Source organism: Cupriavidus sp. 05L411 (assembly GCF_056398045.1).
In genome coordinates this window covers 20,659-44,693 of sequence record NZ_JBFTOQ010000046.1, presented here as the reverse complement: position 1 = coordinate 44,693, position 24,035 = coordinate 20,659, and the positions used below count along the sequence as shown (strand labels likewise).

Genomic DNA, 24,035 nt, shown 5'->3' with positions numbered 1-24,035 from the left:
CGGCAAACCGGGGACGGCCCGCCCAGACCTGGAGAAAACCGAGCGTCGCCGCACCGGCACGCGCACGGTGGCGTGCCTACCAGCTGGCCACCGCGCCGTCGCTGCGCGGATCGAACCCGCCTTCATAGAGCCCGTCCGCATGCAGCACGATCGCGCCGGCATGCCCCATGGCCTCGTCGTAGGGCTTGAGCATTTCCACCTCGTGGCCAAGCGCGCGCAGCGCGTCGCACGTGGCCGCGGGAAAGCGCGCCTCGAGCTTGAGGGTGTCGCTGGTCTGGCCCCAGGTCCGCCCCAGCAGCCAGCGCGGCGCGTCGATGGCGGCCTGCGGATTCATGCCGAAATGCACGATGCGCGAGAACACGGCGCTCTGCGATTGCGGCTGGCCGTCGCCGCCCATATTCCCGTAGACCAGCGTGCGTCCATCGGCCAGGCGCGCCAGCGCCGGGTTGAGCGTATGGAACGGCTTGCGCCCCGGCATCAACGGATTGCGCGCGGCCGGATCCAGCGAAAAGCTGCAACCACGGTTTTGCCAGTTCACGCCCGATGCCGGCAGCACGATGCCGCTACCGAACTCGTGATAGATGCTCTGGATAAAACTGACCGCCACGCCATCGCCGTCAACCACGCCCATCCACACGGTATCGGCCGGCCCGAGGCCGTTGCCCCACAGCAGCACGGCGTCCGGGCGGATCCGGGAAGCGGCGCCGTCCAGCCAGGGCGGCGCCAGCAGGTCTTGCGGCTCGATTTCCATGTAGGCCGGATCGGTGATATAGCGGTCGCGCACGTTGAATGCCTGCTTGGTGGCCTCCACGCAGGCGTGCACAAATGGCGCGCCGCTGGGGTCCATACCCCTATCCAGCAAGCGGTCCAGCTGACCAAGGATCAGCAGCGAAACCAGGCCCTGGGTCGGCGGCGGCATGTTGTAGATCGTGCCGAACGAATGGGCCAGCGACAGCGGCGTCTTCCACACCGCGCGGTGCGCGCGCAGGTCATCGAGCGTCAGCGGGCTGCCCACGTCCGCAAGATCGCGCGCCATGCTTTGCGCGAGTTCGCCCTGGTAGAAATCATCCAGCCCAGCCCACGCCAACTGCTCCAGCGTGGCCGCCAGACGGGGTTGCCGGAACCGGCTGCCGGGGGCCGGCACGCCGTTGGCGAGGAAGGTTTCGGCAAAGCCAGTGATATCGGCAAGTTCGTCCCTCTTGTCGGCGATGCATGCGGACTGGCTGTGCGTCACGGGCACGCCGTCGCGCGCGTAGGCGATGGCATCGGCCAGCAGCCGCGACAGCGGCAGACGCCCGCCGAGCGCTTCGTGCGACCAGGCCCGCGCCGCTCTCCATCCGGAGATCGTGCCGGCCACAGTGTTGGCCGCCATGCCGCCCCGGAAAGGAATCGTGCTCAGGCCGGCGTCACGATAGCGCGCAATGCTGGCCGCTCCCGCGGCGGCGCCGCAGGCTTCCAGCCCTCGCGGTGCCTCGCCCGGCCGGGCGATCAACCAGAAGCTGTCGCCGCCGATGCTGTTCATATGGGGATAGGCCACCGCGATGGTGGCTGCCGCGGCGATCATTGCCTCGACGGCATTGCCGCCCTCGCGCAAAACGGCCAGCGCGCTCTGCGATGCCAGCGCATGAGGCGCCACGGCCATGCCTCGGCTGCCGCGGATGGGATTCAGGTAATGGCTCACGGGACGTCCTGTGATTTATGTATACATAATCGTACTCACAGGAGTCGTTGCAACATGCGTGCCACGGCGCATGGCCATCACGCGGTGCATTAAGAAAGCCACAAAGAACAATGGCCGCCCTGCGGGCGGCCATTAGCGGCGGGTCATGCAAGCCGGCGTCAGCCGAAACGCCTGCGCCGCTGCGGTGCGTTGCGCACCGCCTGCTCGGTGGGCAGCACAAGACTGGTGCGGGCCTTTTCGAGCCGCTCGGTGGTGAGCCGGCTCACCTCGGCACGGCCATCCTCGATATGCGCGGCCAGCAAGGAAACCGCCCGCGGCGCATCGTGCGCGGCCAGGGCATCCAGGATGGCGGCGTGTTCGTCATAGGCGAGCGCGACACGATCGCCGTAGGCGAAATCCATCCGGCGGATGATGCGGATGCGGTCGGTGACCTGCTGGTGAACCGCGGCAGCCTCCGGGTTGCCAGCGGCATGCATGAGCGCCATATGGAAGGCTTCGTCCAGTGCGGCCACCGTGTTGCCATCGGCAAGGCGCTCGGCGCGCGGCACGCGCCAGATAGCATCCAGATTGCCCAGGCCAGCAAGGTCGACTTGCCGCGCGGCAGGTTGCTGGCACAGCCGCGTCACCGCGTGGGTCTCCAGCACGGTGCGCAGTTCATAGAGCGCCTCGAAGCGGCCCAAGTCGAGCGGCACGACTTCCCAGCCATTGCGGAAGTAGCCGCGCACCAGACCGTCGCCCTGCAGGCGCTGCAGGGCCTCGCGCACCGGCGTGCGCGAGATGCCGAGCCGCTCGGCAACGTCGTTCTCGGTGAATCGGTCGCCGGGCAGCAGGCGAAAGGCAAAGATATCGTCGCGCAGGCTGTGATAGGCCACCTGCGAACGCGATGCTCGCGCGGCAGCACCCTGCCCGCTCGTTTGCTTGCTCATTTGCCCGGATCGCCCGGAATCAGGCCTGCGAGCTGCCGGCGGCGTGCTTGCCGCGCTTGAGCCAGGCCGCCAGGTTGTGCGGACGCAGCGTGTCGTACTCTTCGAACGGCTGGTGAATCCAGGGATTTGTCGGCAGGAAGGTCACGTGGTAGTCCGGCTTGACCTTGGAGCAGGCCTTGTACCACAGCACGGACGAACGCACTTCCGTCACGGCGGGATAGCGCTCCTGCAGATGGCGGCCCACGCGCTCCAGCGTGACACCAGAATCCACCAGGTCATCGACCAGCAGGATCTTGCCGGAGAGGTCGCCCTTGGTCATGGTGATGTACTGCGCGATATCGAGGTCGCCCTGCTGTGTGCCCGCTGCCTCGCGGTAGCTGCTGGTGGCCAGGATGGCGAGAGGCACGTCGAAGATACGGGACATCTGGTCGCCGACGCGCAGGCCACCGCGGGCCAGGCACAGGATCTTGTCGAACTTCCAGCCCGACTCGTGGACGTTCAGCGCCAGGCGCGCGATCAGGCTGTGGTAATCGTCCCACGAGATCCACAGGTTCTCTTCGTCGTTCGATGGCAGGGTCATGATTGTTTCAGCTCTTCGGCTTTAGGCATAAGGTCTGTCGACCGATAAAGTTTCGGCCCGCTTGCGCGGGCCGATTTGCTCTTGTGCAGCTGCCGTCCTTTATCGGGCGCGGCTTCGTTCAGCCGCGCGGCGCCCTTACTGGCAAGACAGCATCAGGCTACGTACGGGTGACGCAGCAGGATGGTTTCGTCGCGGTCCGGGCCGGTCGAGATCATGTCGATCGGGATGCCGACCACTTCCTCGACGCGCTTCAGGTAGGTGCGAGCCTGTTCCGGCAGCGCATCCCAGGCCTTCACGCCGAAGGTGGATTCGTTCCAGCCCGGGAATTCCTCGTACACCGGCACGCAGCGCGCCACGGCATCCGAGCCGCGCGGGAGGATATCGACGGTCTTGCCGTCCAGCTCGTAGCCCACGCACAGCTTGAGGGTTTCCAGGCCATCCAGCACGTCGAGCTTGGTCATGCAAAGACCCGACACACCGTTGATCTGCACCGAACGCTTGAGCGCGGCGGCATCGAGCCAGCCGGTACGGCGCGGTCGCCCGGTCACCGAGCCGAATTCCTTGCCGACGTTGGCCAGGCGCACACCCACCGGGTCCTGGCGCTTGGGGTTGTCGTTGTCGTACAGCTCGCTGGGGAACGGGCCTGCGCCCACGCGGGTGCAGTAAGCCTTGGTGATGCCCAGGATGTAGTTCAGGCGGCCCGGGCCAACACCAGCGCCGGCGGCGGCCGCACCGGCCACGCAGTTGCTGGAGGTGACGAACGGATAGGTGCCGTGGTCGACGTCGAGCAGCGTGCCTTGCGCGCCTTCGAACATCAGGTTGCCGCCGGCAGCGTTGACCGCGTAMAGCTCGGCCGACACATCGGCCACCATCGGGGCCAGGCGCGGCGCGTAGGCCAGCATTTCGTCCAAAGTCTGCTGGAAGTCGACCGCTTCCGCGCCCAGGTACTGGGTCAGCATGAAGTTATGCAGGTCGAGGTTCTCGCGCAGCTTCTCGGCGAAGCACTTGGGATCGAACAAGTCCTGCACGCGCAGCGCGCGGCGGGCCACCTTGTCTTCGTAGGCCGGGCCGATGCCGCGGCCGGTGGTGCCGATCTTGTCGGCGCCACGGCGCACTTCACGGGCCTTGTCGATGGCCACGTGGTACGGCAGGATCAGCGTGGTCGCTTCGGAAATGCGCAGGCGGTTCTGCACCTGCAGGCCGGCGGTTTCCAGTTCCTCGATCTCACGGAACAGCGCCTCCGGCGACAGCACGACGCCGTTGCCGATGTAGCAGATCGTGCCTTCACGCATGATGCCCGAGGGGATCAGGCGCAGGATGGTCTTCTTGCCGCCGATGATGAGCGTATGGCCGGCATTGTGGCCGCCCTGGAACCGCACCACGCCCTTTGCATGATCGGTAAGCCAATCGACGATTTTTCCCTTGCCTTCGTCACCCCATTGGGTGCCGATCACGACGACATTGCGTCCCTGGCTTACTGCAGAAGCGGACATGTTGATTTTGGTCAGTGGGTTAAAAACGTATTTTACTCTCGTTGCAGGTCAACTCCCCGATTTTGGGGAGATCGGCCTGCAACGCGGGGGAATTCCGCGGCCTGGCGCTTGCGCTCAGGCTCCGGCGCTGCGTGGAATCACCGTCCAGCCGCCATCCTGGCGGACCAGTTGGCGGTCGCAGTTGAACTCATCGAGCTGGTGCGTGTGCCCCGGCAGCGACTGGATGACGATCTCGCCGGCGGCGCGCAGCGCGGTAATCGCGGCACGCAAGGCAGGATCCGCATCCCACGGCGCGAAAATGGCAAAAGCACGCACTTCCAGCGGAGAAAGCGAGGCAACTTCGCGCAAATCCAGCGAAAAACCAGTTGCCGGCCGCGCGCGGCCAAAGGCCTCGCCGACCTTGTCATAGCGGCCACCGCGTGCCACGTAGTTGGGCAAGCCAGCCACATAGGCAGTGAACATCACGCCACTGTGATAGTGGTAACCGCGCAGGTCGGACAAGTCGATATTGACGCTCGCCCCGCTCACTTCCGCGGCCAGTGCCGCCAGTTCGTCCAGCGCACGGCCAATCGCCGGGCTCGCCGGCAGCGTCGCGCGGGCGCGCTCGATCACCTCCACGCCGCCGTACAGCGTCGGCAGCGCCAGCAGCGCATCGCGCTCGGCCTGCGGCATGCCTTCGGTCAGCTCGCGCAGCGCCGACACATCCTTGGTTTCCAGGGCCGCAAACAACACGTCCTCGATCTTGCGGCTGGACGGCAAGCCGTCCAGCAAGGCCTCCAGGATGCCCGCGTGGCAAAGGTCGAGGCGAATCTCGGTCAGGCCGGCAACCTGCAGCGCGGCCAACATCAGGGCCTGGATTTCCACATCCGCTTCCAGGCCGGCATGGCCGTAGATCTCCGCGCCAACCTGGATCGGCTCGCGGGTCGCGCGAAAGCCGGCCGGGCGAGCGTGCAGCACATTGCCGGCGTAGCACAGGCGGGTCACGCCGGAGCGGTTCAGCAAGTGGGCGTCGATGCGGGCGACTTGCGGGGTAATGTCGGCGCGCAGGCCCATGGTGCGGCCGGAGAGCTGGTCGACCAGCTTGAGCGTGCGCAGGTCGAGGTCGTGCCCGGTCCCGGTGAGCAGCGATTCCAGGTATTCCAGCATCGGCGGCATGACCAGCTCGTAGCCGTAGGTGCGGAACAAGTCCAGCATGCGGCGGCGCAGTTCTTCGATCTTGCGGGCCTCCGACGGCAGCACGTCGGCGATGTTTTCAGGCAGGAGCCAGTGATTGGACATGGTAAATCTCTTCACTTCACACAGTTGCCGGGGGCCTTGAGCCACCCGTTGAAATTCGATCCCGCCGCGCGCTGTGCCGGGAGTGCCAGCCGCAAGCGGGGAGCCGGTCACCTGGCATGGCGGATGAGACGGCAGCGACGCCCCTCAGGAGCCTCTCTTGCCGCCCCTCCAGCCGGACAAAACCCCGGCAAGCCGGGGTTTTGTCGAAGCGCCTGGCGGATGGAACCGCCTAGCTTAGCGACGGCTCGCCGGAGGCGCTGCCGCCGGCGCCGCTGCGCCGCCCGACGACCGCATATAGCGGAAGAAGTCGGAATTGGGCTCCAGCACCAGCACGTCGCGCTTGTCGCGGAACGTATTGCGGTAAGCCTCCATGCTGCGCCAGAACTGCGCGAACTGGGGATCTCGGCCAAACGATTCGGCGTAGATCTGCGACGCGCGGGCATCGCCCTCGCCCTTGATCTTCTGCGCATCGCGGTAGGCTTCCGCCAGCACGACTTCACGCTGACGATCGGCATCGGCGCGGATCTTCTCGCCCTCGGCCGCGCCGGTGGAGCGCAGCTCGTTGGCCACACGCTTGCGCTCGGCTTCCATGCGGCGATACACCGATTCGCTGATTGCGGGCAGCAGGTCGACACGCTTGAGGCGCACGTCGATGATCTCGACGCCAACGGACTGCGCGTAGTCAGCCATCGCGGAGCGGATATTCTGCATCACCTTCTCGCGCTCGCCGGCCACCAGCTCCGCCACCGTGCGTTTGCCGAATTCCTCGCGGGCAACGGAGTCGATACGCTGAGTCATGCGGTCCTGCGCGCCGCGGATGTTGCCATTGAAGGCCACGTAGAACTTGCGCGGATCGGTGATGCGCCATTTGACGAACCAGTCCACCACCATGCTCTTCTTCTCGGCCGTGAGAAAGCGCTCCGAAGCGGCCACGTCGATCGTCAGCAGGCGGCGATCCATGAAAATCACGTTCTGCAGCGGCGGCGGCAACTTGAAGTGCAGGCCCGGCTCGTTCACCACCTGCTTGATCTGGCCAAAGGCGAACACCACGGCGTACTGACGCTGGTCCACCACGAACACCATCGAGGAGCCGATCGCCAGCGCGATGAAGAGGCCGATTACTACGGAAATCAGTCGGTTCATGTCGGGTCTCCTCAGCGCGAATCGCGGTCACGGTTGCGCAACAGCTCGCGCGACCGGTTATCGCCGCTGGCATCGGGCGCGGGAGACGTGCCGCTGCCCGCGGCAGGGGCCTGCGCGGTGCCGGAAGCCGGCGCGCGCGCATCCACCGCCGATTGCGACATCAGCTTGTCCAGCGGCAGGTAGAGGAGATTGTTGCCCTGGCGTGAATCCACCAGCACCTTGGTCGAATTGGTATAGATCTGCTGCATGGTCTCGATATAGATGCGATCACGCGTCACCTGCGGGGCCTTGGCATACTCGGCCTGGACCTGGCGGAAACGCGAGGCATCGCCTTCGGCCTGGGCGGTCACTCGCGCCTTGTAGGCTTCGGCTTCTTCGTTCAGGCGCGCGGCGGTACCCTTGGCGCGCGGAATCACGTCATTGGCGTAGGCCTGGCCTTCGCTGATGGCGCGTTCGCGGTCCTGGCTGGCCTTGTTGACATCGTCAAAGGCTGCCTGGACCTGCTCGGGCGGCTGCACGCTCTGCACGTTGACGGAAATCACGCGGATGCCGGTCTTGTACGCGGTCAGGATCGACTGGATCGACTTGGCCAGGTTCTGGGCAATCTGTTCACGGTTCTCGTAGAGCACCGCGTCCATCTTGTTGCGCCCGACGATCTCGCGCACCGAGGTCTCGGCAGCCTGGGTCACCAGTTCTTCGTCGCCACCACGGTCGGTCTTGTTGTAGAACAGGAATTCGCTCGCGTCCTGGATGTCGTACTGCACCGTGAAGCGGACGTCGATGATGTTCTCGTCCTGCGTCAGCATCGACGCGTCCTTCAGGTTGCTGTCCTTGATCGAGGTGGAACGACCCACTTCAACCGAGCGCACACCCGACAGGTTGACGATTTCAGCGGACTGGATCGGGTATGGCAGGCGCCAGTTGATACCCGGGCCCGTCGTGTACTTGAACTTGCCGAACTGGAGGATAACGGCGGTCTGGCCTTCCTGCACCATGAAGAAACCGCTGGCCAGCCAGATGCCGACCGCTGCGATCACCACCACGCCCGCGCCGATCCCCGAGCCTTTGCCCGGCGTGCGCGCACCGCCGCCAAAGCCCTGGTTGCCGCCACCGCCGTTGTCCTTGCGGCCAAGCAGGCCATTCAGGCGACGGTTGAAATCGCGCCAGAGCTCGTCGAGGTCGGGCGGACCATCCTGAGGCGGACGCTGGTTTTGCTGGCGATTGTTGTCGCGGCTATCCTTGTCCTTGTCTTTGTCCTCGTCATCCGGGCCGCCCCTACCCCATCGGGGATCGTTCAAAGACAGGATCGCGCGCAAACGCTGCCAGGCCGTTCGCGACGGTGCATGGCCGCCGTTGCGGCCACCTGCGCGGCTGCCAAAGGCATGGCTCGATTCAGAATTCCGGGGAAACAGGGGCATGAAGTGCACGGGTCCGGGATAGTTGGAACAAGGGGATTCTAACAGTCATCGACGCCACTTTTACCCATTTGGGGCAATCTGGCTGCGATTTCCGTCGAACTGGCTCACTGCGTGTCGGGTTCTTCCGGATCCACCCGGGTGTCATCGCCGTCAAAATCGCTGTCGAGATCGTCGTCCGGGTAAGGCTGTGCGCCTGCAAGGCGCGGATCCAGCGGGGGGCGCTCTGGCGGGCGCTCGGCCAGCCAGCGCGCCACTTCCACCAGCGCCTCGCGCAAGGCATCCAGGCCAATGCCGTCGCGCGCGCTGACGAACACGCGGGTCGGCACACCCTCCTCGTTGCGCTCCACGCGGGGGCCCTGCTCGAGCAGTTCCGGCGACGCGTCGATCTTGTTCATCACCACGATCTGCGGGATGTCGTCGGCATTGATTTCGGCCAACACACGGTTGACCTGCTCGACCTGCTCATGACGCACCGGGCTGGAAGCATCGACCACATGCAGCAGCAGGTCCGCGTGCACGGTCTCCTCCAGCGTGGCGCGGAACGCGGCCACCAGCTGGGTCGGCAGGTCGCGGATGAAGCCCACGGTATCCGACAGCACCACGTTGCCCACGCCTTCCAGGTACAGCCGGCGCGAAGTGGTATCCAGCGTGGCAAACAGCTGATCGGCAGCGTAGGCCCGAGCCTTGGTGAGGGCGTTGAACAGCGTCGACTTGCCMGCATTGGTATAGCCGACCAGCGAGATGCTCAAGGTGTCGTTGCGCGCGCGCGCGCGCCGCTGGGTGCTGTGCTGACGCTGCAGTCGCGTCAGGTCAGCTTTCAGCCGCTTGGCGCGCTCGTCCAGCAGCCGGCGGTCGAGCTCGAGCTGGCGCTCGCCCGGGCCGCCACGCATGCCAATGCCCCCCTTCTGCCGCTCCAGGTGGCTCCAGGCGCGGACCAGCCGCGAGGCCTGGTACTGGACCTGGGCGAGCTCGACCTGCACCTTGCCGACGTGGCTCTGCGCCCGCTGGCCGAAGATGTCCAGGATCAGCCCGGTACGGTCGATGACATGGCGCTGCAGGAAGCGCTCGAGATTGCGTTGCTGCGCAGGGCTGAGCGAGTGGTTGAACACCACCACGTCGGCATCGAGTGCATCGGCGGCCTCCTTCAGTTCCTCCGCCTTGCCGGAACCGATGAACAGCGCCGGGTCGGGACGGGACCTGCGTCCGGTCAGCGTGTGCACCGGCGTGGAACCCGCGGTCGACGTCAGCAACGCCAGCTCGCTCAGGCTTTCCTGGAAATCATGCTTGCCGAAATCGACACCAACGAGGATGGCGCGGGAAGACTCGGAATTGGAAGTGGCTCTAGATTGCAAACGGGAGGATCGCGAAACGCGAGAAAGGAAAACGGGTTGGAGGCTACTGGGAGGCAGCGGCTGGCGCCGTTAGGCAGGAGCCCTGGCCTGGGGAGACGCTTGAAGCGGGGGTGCTGTCCGTGGCGGAATGCACCAGGGTGAAGCATGTCCGTGCCCGTGGCCGCTTTGCAGCCAGGATGGGCTGGCGTCTTTTGGTGCCGCGCCGGAGCATCTGGCCCCTGCGCGACACCGGCACTGGCGGCCGTGTCGTGGTACGACTGGCCCGCCGGAAAACTGCGGTGCTATCCGCGATTGATCAGCCTTCAGCCGTTTCGTCCACGCGGAAATTCACGGCGCGGGCCGGTACGACGGTGGAAATCGCATGCTTGTAGACCATCTGCGTCACGGTGTTGCGCAACAGGACGACGTACTGGTCGAACGACTCGATATTGCCTTGCAGCTTGATGCCATTCACGAGGTAGATGGAAACCGGTACGTGCTCTTTGCGCAGCGCGTTCAGGAACGGGTCTTGTAGCAATTGCCCTTTGTTGCTCATGGCACACTCCAAATTTATAGATTTAGTGATAGATGATGGGGACGGTAATCCCCGATTCAAGTCAAACGGCGCAAACCGCGCCAAAAAAAGATCAAAACGGTACCAAGCTAGCATCGCCTCGCAGGGAACCCCCTGCTACCGTGAATTTAGCCTCAGTTCCAAACGAACGCAAACGAAACTTGCCCGCCCGGGCTCCCGTCGACTGACTCAATCCTTCGAGTCGGCATATGGGTTTTTGTTCGTTCTAAATTCGATGCGAAGCGGTGTGCCCTTCAGTTTGAAAGCCGAGCGGAAACGGTTTTCGAGATAGCGCCGATAGGTGTCGGCGATGCCGGAAAGCGAATTGCCGTGCACGATGATGATGGGCGGATTGGATCCGCCCTGGTGCGCGTAGCGCAGCTTGGGCCGGGTCGCGCCGACGCGCCGCGGCTGCTGAAACTCGACCGCCTCCTGCAGGATCCGCGTGAGCTGCGGCGTGGGCAGCTTGACCATCGCCGCGGCATACGCATCATCCACCGAGCGCAGCAGCGCGCTGATGCCCGTGCGCTGCTGCGCGGACACAAAGTGGAAGTTGGCGAAGTCCAGGAACTGCAGCTTGCGCTCCAGATCGTGCTTGATACGGTCGCGGCTATGGCCGTCAAGGCCGTCCCACTTGTTGACGCCAACCACCAGCGCCCGCCCGGATTCCACGATGAAGCCAGCGATGTGCGCATCCTGCTCTGACACGTCCTGCTGCGCGTCGAGCAGCAGCACCACGACGTTCGCATCAGCAATCGATTGCAGCGTCTTGACCACCGAGAACTTCTCGATGGCCTCGAACACCTTGCCGCGCTTGCGCAGGCCGGCTGTGTCGATCAGCGTATAGGGCTTGCCGCCGCGCTCGAACTCCACATAGATGGCATCCCGCGTGGTGCCGGGCATGTCGAACGCGATCACGCGTTCTTCGCCGATCAGGGTGTTGACCAGCGTGGACTTGCCCACGTTCGGCCGGCCCACGATAGCGATCTTGACGCCGCGCTGGGCGCCCTCGTCTTCCTCGGCAAGTTCCGGACGCTCTTTCACCGCCAGTTCCAGCGCCTCGTCGACCAGCTCGCGCACGCCGTCGCCGTGGGTCGACGAAATGGCATAGGGGTCGCCCATGCCAAGCTCGTAGAACTCCGACACCACGGTCGCGTACTTCATGCCCTCGGCCTTGTTCACGGCCAGCATGACGCGGCGCCCGGTCTTGCGCAGGTAATCGGCGATCACGCGGTCCTGGGGCGCCAGCCCGAGGCGGCCGTCGACGAGGAAGATCACCACGTCGGCCTCGACCACCGCCTGGCGGGTCTGCTTGGCCATTTCGGCAACGATGCCTTCCTTGGCCACCGGCTCGAAGCCGCCGGTGTCGATGGCGATGAACGGACGTTCACCGATGCGGCCTTCGCCATAGTGGCGATCGCGCGTGAGCCCAGGCAGATCGGCGACGAGCGCGTCGCGCGAACGGGTCATGCGGTTGAATAGCGTCGACTTGCCCACATTGGGACGGCCGACCAGAGCGATAACTGGTTTCATGCAATAAACGGAAATGGGGGCCGGCAGATGCCGCCCCCCAGGAACTCCGGAGTGATATGGGTCCGACGGCCAGGCGTCGCGCGCCTGGCCACTTTTCCTGTCGGGTGGTCAGGTTTGCATTGCAACCCGACCTCGTTCACCTGCACGGCCAGAAGGGCCGCGCTACCGGATTGGCGCCGCCCGTGCCGACAGGTGCACGGACAGTCGCCATGAGTGTCGGCCGCCTCAGTCCGGCACGAAGCCGTAGAGGTTGCCGTCGCGTGTCTGCACCACCAGCGACGGGCCCGCCACCACCGGCGCAGCGGTAATCTCGCTGCCATCGGTCTTCAGGCGTGCCACAAACTGGCCGTCCTCGCGCGACAAGAAGTGTACATAGCCTTCGTAATCGCCCGCCACCACCGAACGCCCCACCGCCAGCGGCGTGCCGAGACGGCGGTACAGCAGTTGATCGTTCTTCCAGCGTTCCGTGCCGTTCTGGCGGTCAAATGCATGGACCACGGAGCGCTCGTCCCCGGCGTACAGCGAAGTGTCATCCTGCGCGGGGCCGGTCGGCGAAGAGAAATCCTTGCCCCACTGCGGCTGGCCATTGGCCAGCTCAAGACAGGCGATCCGGCCCTGGAACGTGGTCGCGCAGACCTGGCGGCCATTGACCATGGGCTGGCCCGTCACGTCGTTGAGCCGTTCAATCTCGGACACGCCCTTCGGATAGGAAACCGTACTCTCCCAGCGCAGCACGCCGTTGCCCGGAGCCAGCACACCCAGCTTGCCGCCGGGGAAACCCATCACGATGCCGTCGCCGGCAAACGCCATCCCCATCGAGGCGCGCAGGTTGAGCGGGGTCTGCGAGCGCTGGTAGATCCAGCGGCGCTCGCCGGTCTGCGCATCCAGGCCAAGCACCCGGGTATCGGTCGTGCGCACGACCACCAGGCCGTTGCCGACCAGCGGCGCGGAGAGAACCTCACCATTGACCTGCTTCTTCCAGATCTGCTTGCCGCTGGCGTCAAAGGCAAAGACCGCGCCCTTCTCGCCCGCCACCGCCGTGACGGTGCCGTCGCTGCCGGGGCCGGAGGTCAGGTCGATGTCGGTCTTGGCCTCCCACAAGGTGCGTCCCGTGACGCCATCGAGCGCCAGCACCTTGCCGCCATTGGAAGATGCATAGACGGTGCTGCCGGAGACAGAGGGTTGCAGCGAGTACGGGCCGCTCTTGCCGACGCTGGCCTTCCAGGCCTGGCGCACCGACAACGTCTGGGTGATCGGCTTGAGTTCGACCGGCGTGCGCTTGTCAGCCTTGCTGAACAGCGAGCAGCCGCCCAGGCTGGCGACGCTGGCCGCACAAGCGGCGGCCACCACCAGGCCGCGGACAAATTTGCCGTGTTGCTGGTTCTGGGCCGTGCCGGAAAACAATGACTTCATGAGGTTCCGATCCTGATTTAAGTTGAGGCGCAAGGGTGCGGGCAAGCGGGGCATGCGTGGCATGCGAATCCCGCGGGCCTGTCGGCGAGCCGGGCCAACCGCCTTCAGGCGGTGCCCAGCGCGTCAAGCTTGAACTGAATGATCTGGCGCATGGCAGCGTCGTTGGCGCTCAGCTTGTCGAGCGCCTTCTGGTAGGCCGTGCGGGCTTCCGGGCGCTTGTCCTGGGCAGCCAGCAGATCGCCCCGGCGGTCCGCATATAGCGCCACGAACGGTGCCGGCGGCTCGTCCTTGAGCAGTGCCAGGCCCTGGTCGTAGGCCTTCTCGTCAAGCAGCACGCCAGCCAGGCGCACGCGCGCCAGGTGAGCATACTCGCCATCGCCATGGTCGATCGCCCATTGCAACTGGGCCTTCGTACCAGCCAGGTCGCCTGCATCGTACAGCACCTTGGCCGATACCAGCGCGGTCATGGGGCCATAGGCGGTCTTGCCGAACTTTTCCTCTAGGTCGCCGGCGGCGCGCTTGATCCGTTCGACATCGCGGCTCTCGGCAGCCTTGACCACCTGCTCGTACAGCAGCGCCGCTTCTCCGGCCTGCTTGCGTTGCCAGTAGTTCCAGCCACTCCACGCAGCGAAGGCCAGCAAGCCGGCGATCAAGGCCCAGGTCACGGTATTGCCGTACTGGCGCCACCAGGCCTTGAGGCTCTCAAGCTGTTCCTGTTCTTCTAGATCGTAAGCCATGTCGAGGGATCCACCCGCGTTTGTTTGTATGAAGGACCGCGCTCTTGCGGCCCCTGGTTCCGATGCTGCGTGCTGACCTGCAGGCTTACTCGCTGGCGCCAACCATGGCGTCGATGATGTGGTCGACCAGCTTTTCAGCCTCTACCGTCACCTGCGCGCCGCCGCCTTCGGCCTGCGCGCCCTGGCGCAGGTCCTTGACCTGTGCCGTGCCCGCCACCACTTCATCCTCGCCAATGATAACGGCATAGGCCGCACCGCTGCCGTCGGCGCGCTTCATCTGCGACTTGAAGCTGCCGCTCTTGCCGTCGGGCGTGGCATGCAGCAGCACGTCAAGGCCGGCATCACGCAGGCGCTCGGCGATGATCATGGCCTGCTGGCCAGCTGCTTCGCCCTGGTGGACGAAGTACACATCGGCGCCTTCCGCCTGCGGCACGAGCTTTTCCTCGCGCAGCAGTTCGATGATGCGCTCGATGCCCATCGCCCAGCCACAAGCCGGTGCCGCCTTGCCGCCCATCTGCGCGATCAGCGGATCGTAGCGCCCGCCACCGGCGATGGTACCCTGCGCGCCGAGCTTGTCGGTGATCCACTCGAACACCGTCAGGTTGTAGTAGTCCAGCCCGCGCACCAGGCGCGGATTGATCTTGAACGGGATGTTGTTGGCCTTGAGCAGGCGCTGCACGCCGTCGAAGTGGGCAAGCGACTCCGCGCCCAGGAAATCGATCAGCTTGGGCGCGTTGCTCGCCATTTCCTGCAGCGCGGGATTCTTGGTATCCAGCACGCGCAGCGGGTTGGTGTACAGGCGGCGCTTGCTGTCTTCGTCAAGAATGTCCTGGAAACCTTCCAGGTATTTGATCAGTTCTTCGCGGTGCGCGGCGCGCTCTTCGGCCTGGCCCAGCGAGTTGAGCTCGAGGCGCACGCCGACCAGGCCCAGGTCATCCCACAGGCGCTGACACATCATGATGATCTCGGCATCCACGTCCGGGCCGGCAAAGCCGAGGGCCTCGGCGCCGAGCTGGTGGAACTGGCGATAGCGCCCGCGCTGGGGACGCTCGTGACGGAACATCGGGCCGGTGTACCACAGGCGCTTTGGGCCGTCGTACAGCAGGTTGTGCTCGATGGTAGCCCGCACCGCGGCAGCCGTGCCCTCGGGGCGCAGCGTCAATTGCTCGCCGTTGAGCGCATCGGTGAAGGAATACATTTCCTTCTCGACGATGTCGGTCACCTCGCCGATGCCGCGCACGAACAGCTGCGTGTGTTCAACGATGGGGGTGCGGACCTGCTGGTAGCCATAGGCACGCAGCATCGCGCGCGAGGCGTTCTCGAAATGCTCCCACAGCGGCGCGTCGGCGGGCAGCATGTCGTTCATGCCCTTGACGCCCTGCAGTGCTTTCACTGCCTTGCTCTTGCTCTCTGCCTTGCTGTCGGCAGCCTTGGCGCCATCACTGGCGGCCGCCGGATTCACGGGTTGGTTCATTGTGTCTTGTCTTTCCCTGTAGCGCCTGGCCGCAACGGCTCAGGCTGCCACCTCATTGCCGGCGCTCCCGGCCTTGTTGCCGTAGTGGGTGCGCACATAATCGTCCACGATCGCCTGGAATTCCTCGGCGATGCGATCGCCGCGCAGCGTTTTGACCTTCACGCCGTCGACAAACACCGGCGCCGCCGGCGATTCGCCCGAGCCCGGCAGCGAGATGCCGATATTGGCATGCTTGCTTTCACCCGGCCCGTTCACGATGCAGCCCATCACGGCCACATCCATTTCTTCTACGCCGGGGTAGGCGGTCTTCCAGGTCGGCATCTGCTCGCGCAGGTAACTCTGGATGCTGGACGCCAGTTCCTGGAAAGTGGTGCTGGTGGTACGGCCACAGCCCGGGCAGGCAATCACCATCGGGGTGAAGTTGCGCAGGCCCATGGTCTGCAGGATCTCCTGCCCCACGTAGACTTCCTTCTCGCGCGCAGCGCCGGGTTCCGGTGTCAGCGAAATCCGGATGGTGTCGCCGATGCCTTCCTGCAGCAGCACCGAAAGCGCGGCGGTGGAGGCCACGATACCCTTGCTGCCCATGCCCGCCTCGGTCAGCCCGAGGTGCAATGCATAGTCGCAGCGCTTGGTCAGCTCGCGATACACAGCGATCAGTTCCTGCACCTGCGAGACCTTGCACGACAGGATGATCTGATCACCCGAAAGCCCGATTTCCTCGGCCTTCTTCGCCGACTCGATCGCGGAGGTGATCAACGCCTCGACCATCACGTTCTGCGCCGGCCACGGCTCGGCGCGCAGGGCGTTCTCGTCCATGATGCGCGCCAGCAGCGACTGGTCCAGGCTGCCCCAGTTCACGCCGATGCGCACCGGCTTGTCGTAGCGGCAGGCCATTTCGATCATTTGCGCGAATTGCGTGTCGCGCTTGGCGCCCTGCCCCACGTTGCCGGGGTTGATGCGGTACTTCGACAACGCCTGGGCGCAGTCGGGATAATCGCGCAACAGCGTGTGGCCGTTGTAGTGGAAGTCACCCACCAGCGGCACGTTCACGCCCATGCGGTCCAGTTGCTCGCGCAGGGCGGGCACCGCAGCCGCAGCTTCCGGCGTGTTGACCGTGATGCGCACGATTTCGGAACCGGCACGCGCCAGCTCCTTGACCTGGATCGCGGTACCGATGGCGTCCACCGTGTCGGTGTTCGTCATCGACTGCACGCGCACGGGAGCGTCGCCACCGATCGTGACCACGTTGTCGCCCCACACCACGCGCGCCTGGCGCGTTTTGCGGCGGGGCAGCGGGCCGGGCAGCACCGGCATACAAGCCTGTTGATTCATAGCATTACCACCTTGCAATGCGGCATGGCGCATGGCTGGAGAAACGATGTTCAGGGCAGCGTCAGGCGCGCCACGTTATTGCGGTTGGCCGCCTGCAGGTCGACCGGCGTGCCGTTGCGCGTCAGCGACTCGACGCCCTTGACGTTGCCGATCACGATTTTGTACGGCGGCGTACCGCCGCCGCTGAGATCCTGGCCCGCGCGCGCAGTACCGCCGAGCACGACCTTGCCACTACGGTCGCGGATCTCGTACCAGGTATCCGATGCGAAACGGATGCGCAGCTCTGCCGCACCATCCGCCGCTGCGGGGGCAGGCACTGCCGCTGAAGCAGCTACCGCGGGGACGGCGGCCACGACGGCCGGAACCGGCGCTGCCGAAGGTGCGGGTGCTGCCGAAAGCGCTGGCGCCACCGCTACCGGGCCGCTGGCGGGCAGCGACTCGGATGGCGCGGGGGCATCGGACGCGGCCATCACCGGCGGCAGTGCGGCCGTGACGGTACCGGGCTCGCTGCCTTGCACCGTGGCTTCCGCCGCCGGGGGCGCCGTGAGGGTTTCCTTGCGCGCCTCGATCCATTGCTTGAAGTGGTCCAGCCCGAACAGCACCCCGCCACCGATCACGGCGACCACCAGGGCCAGCCAGATCCACCGGCCACCGGAGCCGCCGGAGCCAAAGCGGTTACGGTCGTCGAAGCTCTCGTTCAGGCCACCTTCGCGGTGCATGCCGATTTCCACCACCGGCACAGCCTGCGCGTGGAAACGCGCCAGCAAGGCGTCGATGTCGATCTGGAGCATGCGCGCGTAGGCGCGCATCACGCCCTTGGCAAAGGTCACGTCGGGCAGCGCCGCGACGTCACCCTGCTCGATGGCGGCCAGCTTGTGCGAGGCGACCTTCAGCCGCGCACTGACATCTTCCAGCGAGAAACGCTGATCCTTGCGCGCTTGCGCCAGGCGCTCGCCAATCTCGCGCGCCACCGCCTCGCGCCCGGCATCCGCAGGGGTACCCCCCGCATGATGCGTCGCTGCAGTCTGGCCTTCGGCGCGCTCGTGCTCACTCATCCCATGCTCCTTGTTCGTATGCGGTCAACTCACGCGAATCGGGGAAACGGCTGCGCAACTGTGCCACCAGGGCATTCTGCGCCGCTACATCTCCCTGACGGCGGGCAATGCGCGCACCCAGCCAGAGGGATTGCGCGCTGACGAAATTGCTGCTGTTGATGCGGCCGACATACTGCTGGGCACGCTGGTAGTCCCCGCGCTGGTAATACAGCAGCGCCAGATTGTTGTTGGCTACCGGGTTGTTGCGATCGTAGCGCAAGGCGCCAAACAAGCTCTTCTCGGCTGCCTCGCTGTTGCCATTGCGCAGCTGGCAGGCGCCAAGGCTGGTCAGTGCCTTGCCGGGCCCGCTTGCCGAGGGCGCGTTGACCGCGCGCTCCAGATAAGGCACGGCCTCGGCATAGCGCCCGTTCACGCACAGGAACCAGCCGTAGTTGTTCAGCACGTCGCCATCGTCGGCGCGCATGGCCAGCGCGCTACGGAAGCTCTCTTCCGCCAGCACGCGCTCGTTCATGTTCATGTAGACCAACGCGCGGATATGGTACGCGTCGACCAGCGTCGGGTCGATGGCAATGGCCTGCTTGGCCTCGTCCAGCGCGACGGTGTACTGTCCGGCTTCAAGGTAGCTGGTTGCCAACTGGAGACGGATGGTGGCACGCCGGCTCATCTCGGTCTGGTCGGATGCGGTTTGCAACTCGGGCTTGACCGGCGGCGGCAACTGGCACGCGGACAACAGCACCAGCCCCATCAGGACCGCAACTATCAGACGGGTCATGCAGGCCGGGCCTCTTGCGGCTGGCCGGCCGCGGGCGCCGCCACGATCGGCGTGATCTTGCCGAACTTGCCGCGCTGAGCCAGGCGGGTACGGTCCTTGACTTCGCCCGCGAGCTGGCCGCAGGCAGCATCGATATCGTCGCCGCGCGTCTTGCGSAYGGTGGTGACGATGCCGGCGTCCATCAGGACCTGGGCGAAGCGGCGGATCTGCTCGTTGTTCGAGCGCTTGAGGCCCGACTCCGGGAACGGGTTGAACGGGATCAGGTTGAACTTGCAGGGCACGTCGGCCACAAGCTTCAGCAGTTCCCGGGCATGCTCGACACCGTCATTGACGCCATCCAGCATGCAGTATTCGAAGGTGATGAAATCGCGCGGGGCGAATTCCAGGTAGCGGCGGCAAGCCGCCATCAGCTCGGCGAGCGGGTACTTCTTGTTGAGCGGCACCAGCATGTCGCGCAACGGATCGTTGGACGCGTGCAGCGATACCGCCAGCGCCACGGGCAAATCCTTGGCCAGCCGGTCCATCATCGGTACCACGCCAGAGGTGGACAGCGTCACGCGCCGGCGCGACAGCCCGTAGGCATGGTCGTCCAGCATCAGGCGCATGGCCGGCACAACCTGGTCGTAGTTGAGCAGCGGCTCGCCCATGCCCATCATCACCACGTTGGAGATGACGCGGTCGTCCTTTGCGCCACGGCCCAGTTGAGCACGCATGGCAAACTCGGCCATCCACAGCTGGCCAATGATCTCGCCAGTGGACAGGTTGCGCGAAAAGCCTTGCTTGCCAGTCGAGCAGAACCGGCAATTGACGGCGCACCCCGCCTGCGAAGACACGCACAGCGTGCCGCGCGTCTCCTCAGGGATGTACACCGTCTCCACCGCATCGCCGGCGCCAACGTCCAGCAACCACTTGCGCGTGCCGTCGGCCGACAAGTTGTCGGTGATGACGGCAGGCGAGCGGATCTCGGCGCGCGTGGCGAGCTTTTCGCGCAGCGACTTGGCGAGATCCGACATGGCATCGAAACGGCTGGCGCCGAACTGGTGAATCCAGCGCTGCAACTGCCGCGCACGAAACGGCTTCTCGCCGAGCTCGCCGCAATAGGCGGTAAGCGCGTCCGCATCCAGATCGAGCAGGTTGACGAGAGTGTTCATGACGGCAGTATCAACTTCTATGGCAGTCTAGTCTTGTGGAATAGACCAGACAATCAGCGGCTGTAAACGTTCATGCCGGGGAAGAAGAAAGCGATTTCGACGGCAGCGGTTTCTGCTGCGTCCGAGCCGTGAACGGCGTTGGCGTCGATGCTGTCAGCGAAATCAGCGCGGATCGTGCCGGCTTCAGCCTTCTTCGGGTCGGTTGCGCCCATCAGGTCGCGATGCTTGGCGATGGCGTTTTCGCCTTCCAGGGCCTGGATGATGACCGGGCCGGAAACCATGAAGTCCACCAGGTCCTTGAAGAACGGGCGCGCAGCGTGGACTGCGTAGAATTGCTCGGCTTCACCGCGCGACAGGTGAACCATCTTGGCTGCCACGATCTTCAGGCCTGCGGCCTCGAAACGAGCATAAATCTGACCGATGACATTCTTTGCCACGGCATCCGGCTTGATAATCGACAGGGTGCGTTCGATCGCCATAAAAACTCCAAAAAATGAAGGGGTTACAATTCAAGTAAACGTGCAATTCTAGCACGAGACGGTTATGGTTTCGAGAAGGCCCATGGCCGCAGGTTCCCGGGAGTCGGCCAAGGCGCGGCACACACCAAAAAGATGCCCAAAGATCACTTAAAGTGACACGCCATGTGCAGGGAACGCAGGAGGCCGGTTGCGATCCAATCACCACTGGCAGCGCGAACATTTGCAAAAAATGTGGCTGATGCGTTTCCCCAACCCTTGCAATTCCGTTACTGCGATGCCACATTGGCGTTGTGCCCGCCTGGGTTACCCCGGCGCCTCACCGTTTTGAGACAGGAGTCACCATGGATAACAAGCTGAACACATACAGTTTCGGCAGCGGCACCGCGACGAGCGACGTCGTGGTGCGTAATCGGGTCATGCGCAACACCTACTGGTTGCTTGCCATTTCGATGATTCCCACCGTCATCGGTGCGTGGATCGGCGTCACCACGGGCTTCAGCCTGATGAAAGGCAGCCCCGGCCTGTCGATGATCCTGTTCCTGGGCATCGCGTTCGGCTTCTTCTATGCCATCGAGAAGACCAAGAACAGCAGCATGGGCGTGGTCCTGCTGCTGGCATTCACCTTCTTCATGGGGCTGATGCTGTCGCGCCTGATCGGGTCGGTGCTGCAGTTCTCCAATGGCCCCGCACTGATCATGTATGCCTTTGGCGGCACAGCGGCGGTGTTCGGCGCTATGGCCACCATCGCTACCGTCAGCAAGCGCGATTTCTCCGGGCTGAGCAAATTCCTGTTCGTCGGCGTCATCCTGCTGATCCTGGCCAGCGTCGCCAACATCTGGCTGCAACTGCCGTCGCTGATGATCACGGTTTCGGTGATCGCCATCGGCATCTTCTCCGCCTACATCCTCTTTGACGTGCAGCGCGTGCTGAACGGCGGCGAGACCAACTACATCACGGCAACGCTGGCGATCTACCTGGACGTGTACAACGTCTTCGCCAACCTGCTGGCGCTGCTGGGCATTTTCGGCGGCAACCGCGACTAAGGCGGGCGGCGCGGCCGCCCTGCCCCGGACTAGAAAGGCCAGCGCATCCGCGCTGGCCTTTTTCTTTGCCGCGGCCGCAAGGCCGCGCCCGGCTTCCTCAGCCGCTCAGCCGCGGTCGAACACCGCGATCGATTCCACGTGCGAGGTGTGCGGGAACATGTTGACCACGCCAGCACCGGAAAGCCGGTAGCCGGCCTCGTGCACCAGCAAGCCGGCGTCGCGCGCCAGCGTGGCCGGGTTGCACGAGACGTAGACGATGCGCTTGGGCAGCACGTCGCTGCCAGCCTGGGCCAGTTCACCGAGCGCCTTGCTGACCGCCAGCGCACCTTCGCGCGGCGGGTCGATCAGCCAGCGGTCGAAACGGCCCAGCGCGGCGATGTCTTCCGCCCCCACCTCGAAGAGGTTCCTGCAGGCAAATTCGGTTTTGTGGTCCAACCCGTTGATGACCGCATTGGCCAGCGCCCGGGTGGTCAGGACCTCGCTGCCTTCGATGCCCATCACCGAGCGGCCGCGCGTGGCCAGCGGCAACGTGAAATTGCCAATGCCGCAGAACAGGTCGAGCAGCCGGTCATCCGGCTGGGCATCCAGCAAGCGCAGCGCCCGGCCAATCAGCGTGCGGTTAATCTGGTGGTTGACCTGGGTAAAGTCGGTTGGCTTGAACGGCATGCGGATATTGAATTCCGGCAGCGTGTAGGCCAGTTCGCGGTCCAGCGGGTAGAACGGCACCACGGTGTCCGGGCCCTTGGGCTGAAGCCAGAACTGCACGCCGTGCTGGTCGGCGAAGGCGCGCAGCAGCGCCTCGTCGGCCTCGGTGAGCGGCATCAGGATGCGCAGCACCAGCACCGTCACATCCTGCCCCACCGCCAGCTCGACCTGCGGCAGGCGGTCGCGGATCGACAAACCCGTGATCAGCTCCCGCAGCGGCACCAGCAGGTCCGATACGTGCGGCGGCAGAACTTTGCAGCTCGCCATATCGGCCACATAGCTGCTCTTGCGCTCATGGAAGCCGACCAGCGCCACGCCTTTCTTTGCCACGTAGCGCACCGTCAGGCGCGCCCGGTACCGGTAGCCCCAGTCCGGGCCGGCGATCGGGCGGAACACCACATCCGGGTGCAGCTTCGACAAGTGCCAGAGATCGTCTTCCAGCACGCGCTGCTTGATGGCCACCTGCGCGCGTGCGTCCAGGTGTTGCATCGAACAACCGCCGCAAACGCCAAAATACTCGCAGCCCGGCTTCACGCGCATCGGCGAGGCCTTCTTGATCATGCCCAGGTTGGCCTGCTCGAAGCTGGCCTTGCGCTTGAAGCTGCTGTAGCTGACGGTCTCGCCGGGCAGTGCGCCCTCGACAAAAATCACCTTGCCCGGGCTGCCGTCCTCATTGACCAGCCGGCCAACGCCGCGCGCCTCCATGTCGAGGCTGTGGATCTGCACGACGGGCAGCTGCACAGGCGCAGGCTTGACCGGTGCGGGTACGGCCGGGGAGGCGAAAACGCCACCTTCCGGCGCAGAATGGGCTTGCGAAAGAGTCACGGCTTGAGACACCTGGGGAACCTGACGTATTGTTTTGTGAAAGCGCGATTGTAGTCCAGACGCACTGCGGGCGACCCTGCGGCAAGCCCGGCGGCATGAAGACCGGGACAAGCGCGCGAGATAGGCGCAACATGGGTGCAGCACGCGCGTGGCACTCCCGGCACAGAACACCGGCACCGCGCGCCGCGGCAACCGAGCAGGGGGCGACATGGAACTGATTTCCTGGAACATCCAGTGGGGTCGTGGCGCCGACGGGCGCGTCGACCTGGCCCGCACCGTCAGGACGCTGCATGCGATCGCCGACGCCGATGTCATCTGCCTGCAGGAGGTAACGCGCGGCTACTCCGACCTCGCAGGCGAGCCTGGGCCCGACCAGGTTGCCGAGCTGACGGCGCTGTTGCCCGGCTACCGGATCCTCTACGCGCCAGCGGTGGACCGTTTCACCACAGACGGCGCGCCACGCCAGTTCGGCAATCTCATTGCCACCCGCCTGCCCTTGCTCGAAGTGTTTCGCCACGCCCTGCCCTGGCCCACCGATCCGACCGTCCCGTCGATGCCGCGCGTGGCGCTGGAAGCGACGGTAATGGCGGGAGAGTGTCGCCTGCGCGTGATCTGCACCCACCTGGAGTATTACTCGACGCATCAGCGCGCTGCCCAGACCGACGCGCTGCGTGCCTGGCACCGCGAGGCCTGCGAGCACGCCAGCCAACCCGGCCTGCGCGAGACCGGCCCCGGCCCGTTCACGCCCGAAGCGCGGCCCGCTTCCGCCGTGCTGTGCGGCGATTTCAACGGCGCGCCGGACGATATTGCTTACCTGCGCATGTTGGCGCCATACGACGGATGCCACGAAACCGGCATCATCGGCTGGCACGACGCCTGGACGCATACCCACCCCGGCAAGCCCCACGCGCCAACTTGCGCCTTGTATGACAGGGAGCAATGGCCGCAGGCGCCGTTTGCCTGTGACTTCGCATTCCTGACGGAGGACCTGCTGCCGCGCGTGCTGTGCTGCGAGGTGGATGGCGAAACGCGGGCATCTGACCACCAGCCAATCTACCTGTCGCTGGCGGACGAATAAGGGCCTGTCACGGA

General features: G+C 65.1%; 21 protein-coding genes. 2 read left to right on the top strand and 19 right to left on the bottom strand.

Translation table 11 applies throughout. The features are described from left to right. Positions 1–76 precede the first annotated feature (76 nt). The 18 genes from AC1DQR_RS33290 to ndk all read right to left on the bottom strand — a co-directional run bounded on the left by AC1DQR_RS33290 (position 77) and on the right by ndk (position 20,370). Positions 77–1,642 (bottom strand): gamma-glutamyltransferase family protein, encoded by a 1,566-nt coding sequence (locus AC1DQR_RS33290; protein WP_416050350.1) that lies wholly within the window; start codon positions 1,640–1,642, stop codon positions 77–79. 197 nt (positions 1,643–1,839) lie between these two features. Beyond that, positions 1,840–2,607 (bottom strand): GntR family transcriptional regulator, encoded by a 768-nt coding sequence (locus AC1DQR_RS33285; RefSeq protein WP_477134542.1) that lies wholly within the window; start codon positions 2,605–2,607, stop codon positions 1,840–1,842. A 19-nt stretch (positions 2,608–2,626) separates the two neighbouring features. Next, on the bottom strand, positions 2,627–3,187 hold the full coding sequence (locus AC1DQR_RS33280) for a phosphoribosyltransferase (RefSeq protein ID WP_043347431.1): 561 nt from the start codon (positions 3,185–3,187) through the stop codon (positions 2,627–2,629). Positions 3,188–3,339: 152 nt separating this feature from the next. Further along, entirely contained in the window at positions 3,340–4,680 is a 1,341-nt protein-coding gene (locus tag AC1DQR_RS33275; RefSeq protein WP_174423299.1) for an adenylosuccinate synthase, read from the bottom strand. Between the two features lie 114 nt (positions 4,681–4,794). Beyond that, positions 4,795–5,958: an ATP phosphoribosyltransferase regulatory subunit gene (locus tag AC1DQR_RS33270; protein ID WP_416049061.1), complete on the bottom strand. Its 1,164-nt coding sequence runs from the start codon at positions 5,956–5,958 to the stop codon at positions 4,795–4,797. A 234-nt stretch (positions 5,959–6,192) separates the two neighbouring features. Beyond that, positions 6,193–7,101: a protease modulator HflC gene (gene hflC / locus AC1DQR_RS33265; RefSeq protein ID WP_150992386.1), complete on the bottom strand. Its 909-nt coding sequence runs from the start codon at positions 7,099–7,101 to the stop codon at positions 6,193–6,195. A gap of 11 nt (positions 7,102–7,112) precedes the next feature. Then, a complete protein-coding gene (hflK, locus tag AC1DQR_RS33260; RefSeq protein WP_174423301.1) occupies positions 7,113–8,519 on the bottom strand; it encodes an FtsH protease activity modulator HflK in 1,407 nt (468 codons plus the stop codon). A gap of 104 nt (positions 8,520–8,623) precedes the next feature. After that, complete coding sequence (hflX, locus tag AC1DQR_RS33255) at positions 8,624–9,871, bottom strand: GTPase HflX (RefSeq protein ID WP_416049062.1); 1,248 nt, start codon at positions 9,869–9,871, stop codon at positions 8,624–8,626. 295 nt (positions 9,872–10,166) lie between these two features. After that, positions 10,167–10,406: an RNA chaperone Hfq gene (gene hfq, locus AC1DQR_RS33250; RefSeq protein WP_006157757.1), complete on the bottom strand. Its 240-nt coding sequence runs from the start codon at positions 10,404–10,406 to the stop codon at positions 10,167–10,169. Between the two features lie 207 nt (positions 10,407–10,613). Beyond that, positions 10,614–11,957, bottom strand: coding sequence for a ribosome biogenesis GTPase Der (der, locus tag AC1DQR_RS33245; protein ID WP_416049063.1), 1,344 nt, complete (start codon positions 11,955–11,957; stop codon positions 10,614–10,616). 225 nt (positions 11,958–12,182) lie between these two features. Then, positions 12,183–13,370 (bottom strand): outer membrane protein assembly factor BamB, encoded by a 1,188-nt coding sequence (gene bamB / locus AC1DQR_RS33240; RefSeq protein WP_416049064.1) that lies wholly within the window; start codon positions 13,368–13,370, stop codon positions 12,183–12,185. A gap of 104 nt (positions 13,371–13,474) precedes the next feature. Continuing rightward, entirely contained in the window at positions 13,475–14,107 is a 633-nt protein-coding gene (locus AC1DQR_RS33235) for a tetratricopeptide repeat protein (protein WP_416049065.1), read from the bottom strand. Between the two features lie 85 nt (positions 14,108–14,192). Beyond that, the gene (hisS, locus tag AC1DQR_RS33230; RefSeq protein WP_416050351.1) at positions 14,193–15,473 is read right to left on the bottom strand and encodes a histidine--tRNA ligase; all 1,281 of its coding nucleotides are present in this window, start codon (positions 15,471–15,473) and stop codon (positions 14,193–14,195) included. A 147-nt stretch (positions 15,474–15,620) separates the two neighbouring features. After that, complete coding sequence (gene ispG, locus AC1DQR_RS33225) at positions 15,621–16,913, bottom strand: flavodoxin-dependent (E)-4-hydroxy-3-methylbut-2-enyl-diphosphate synthase (protein ID WP_043347462.1); 1,293 nt, start codon at positions 16,911–16,913, stop codon at positions 15,621–15,623. A gap of 50 nt (positions 16,914–16,963) precedes the next feature. After that, the gene (locus AC1DQR_RS33220) at positions 16,964–17,968 is read right to left on the bottom strand and encodes a helix-turn-helix domain-containing protein (RefSeq protein WP_416049066.1); all 1,005 of its coding nucleotides are present in this window, start codon (positions 17,966–17,968) and stop codon (positions 16,964–16,966) included. Further along, complete coding sequence (pilW, locus tag AC1DQR_RS33215) at positions 17,961–18,740, bottom strand: type IV pilus biogenesis/stability protein PilW (RefSeq protein WP_416049067.1); 780 nt, start codon at positions 18,738–18,740, stop codon at positions 17,961–17,963. Before pilW ends, AC1DQR_RS33220 begins: the two co-directional genes overlap by 8 nt. Then, complete coding sequence (gene rlmN / locus AC1DQR_RS33210; protein WP_477134541.1) at positions 18,737–19,891, bottom strand: dual-specificity RNA methyltransferase RlmN; 1,155 nt, start codon at positions 19,889–19,891, stop codon at positions 18,737–18,739. The genes pilW and rlmN overlap by 4 nt, the downstream gene beginning before the upstream one ends. A gap of 53 nt (positions 19,892–19,944) precedes the next feature. Next, the gene (gene ndk, locus AC1DQR_RS33205; protein ID WP_006157747.1) at positions 19,945–20,370 is read right to left on the bottom strand and encodes a nucleoside-diphosphate kinase; all 426 of its coding nucleotides are present in this window, start codon (positions 20,368–20,370) and stop codon (positions 19,945–19,947) included. Positions 20,371–20,711: 341 nt separating this feature from the next. Here ndk and AC1DQR_RS33200 point away from each other — a divergent pair, with 341 nt between their 5' ends. Continuing rightward, positions 20,712–21,413, top strand: a complete 702-nt coding sequence (locus tag AC1DQR_RS33200) for a Bax inhibitor-1/YccA family protein (protein ID WP_006157746.1) — start codon at positions 20,712–20,714, stop codon at positions 21,411–21,413. A gap of 105 nt (positions 21,414–21,518) precedes the next feature. Here AC1DQR_RS33200 and rlmD read toward each other — a convergent pair whose 3' ends face one another. After that, positions 21,519–22,853: a 23S rRNA (uracil(1939)-C(5))-methyltransferase RlmD gene (gene rlmD / locus AC1DQR_RS33195; protein ID WP_477134543.1), complete on the bottom strand. Its 1,335-nt coding sequence runs from the start codon at positions 22,851–22,853 to the stop codon at positions 21,519–21,521. Positions 22,854–23,151: 298 nt separating this feature from the next. On the opposite strand from rlmD, the gene AC1DQR_RS33190 reads away from it, so the two are divergent. Continuing rightward, entirely contained in the window at positions 23,152–24,021 is an 870-nt protein-coding gene (locus AC1DQR_RS33190; RefSeq protein WP_416049068.1) for an endonuclease/exonuclease/phosphatase family protein, read from the top strand. Positions 24,022–24,035: the final 14 nt, after the last annotated feature.

Excerpts from the sequence above, each read along its gene's own strand:
- AC1DQR_RS33290 (WP_416050350.1), bottom strand. The coding sequence starts at position 1,642 with ATGGCCGTGGCGCCTCATGCGCTGGCATCGCAGAGCGCGCTGGCCGTT.
- AC1DQR_RS33285 (WP_477134542.1), bottom strand. The coding sequence starts at position 2,607 with ATGAGCAAGCAAACGAGCGGGCAGGGTGCTGCCGCGCGAGCATCGCGT.
- AC1DQR_RS33280 (WP_043347431.1), bottom strand. The coding sequence starts at position 3,187 with ATGACCCTGCCATCGAACGACGAAGAGAACCTGTGGATCTCGTGGGAC.
- AC1DQR_RS33270 (WP_416049061.1), bottom strand. The coding sequence starts at position 5,958 with ATGTCCAATCACTGGCTCCTGCCTGAAAACATCGCCGACGTGCTGCCG.
- hflC (WP_150992386.1), bottom strand. The coding sequence starts at position 7,101 with ATGAACCGACTGATTTCCGTAGTAATCGGCCTCTTCATCGCGCTGGCG.
- hflK (WP_174423301.1), bottom strand. The coding sequence starts at position 8,519 with ATGCCCCTGTTTCCCCGGAATTCTGAATCGAGCCATGCCTTTGGCAGC.
- hfq (WP_006157757.1), bottom strand. The coding sequence starts at position 10,406 with ATGAGCAACAAAGGGCAATTGCTACAAGACCCGTTCCTGAACGCGCTG.
- der (WP_416049063.1), bottom strand. The coding sequence starts at position 11,957 with ATGAAACCAGTTATCGCTCTGGTCGGCCGTCCCAATGTGGGCAAGTCG.
- bamB (WP_416049064.1), bottom strand. The coding sequence starts at position 13,370 with ATGAAGTCATTGTTTTCCGGCACGGCCCAGAACCAGCAACACGGCAAA.
- AC1DQR_RS33235 (WP_416049065.1), bottom strand. The coding sequence starts at position 14,107 with ATGGCTTACGATCTAGAAGAACAGGAACAGCTTGAGAGCCTCAAGGCC.
- hisS (WP_416050351.1), bottom strand. The coding sequence starts at position 15,473 with ATGAACGACATGCTGCCCGCCGACGCGCCGCTGTGGGAGCATTTCGAG.
- ispG (WP_043347462.1), bottom strand. The coding sequence starts at position 16,913 with ATGAATCAACAGGCTTGTATGCCGGTGCTGCCCGGCCCGCTGCCCCGC.
- AC1DQR_RS33220 (WP_416049066.1), bottom strand. The coding sequence starts at position 17,968 with ATGAGTGAGCACGAGCGCGCCGAAGGCCAGACTGCAGCGACGCATCAT.
- pilW (WP_416049067.1), bottom strand. The coding sequence starts at position 18,740 with ATGACCCGTCTGATAGTTGCGGTCCTGATGGGGCTGGTGCTGTTGTCC.
- ndk (WP_006157747.1), bottom strand. The coding sequence starts at position 20,370 with ATGGCGATCGAACGCACCCTGTCGATTATCAAGCCGGATGCCGTGGCA.
- AC1DQR_RS33200 (WP_006157746.1), top strand. The coding sequence starts at position 20,712 with ATGGATAACAAGCTGAACACATACAGTTTCGGCAGCGGCACCGCGACG.
- AC1DQR_RS33190 (WP_416049068.1), top strand. The coding sequence starts at position 23,152 with ATGGAACTGATTTCCTGGAACATCCAGTGGGGTCGTGGCGCCGACGGG.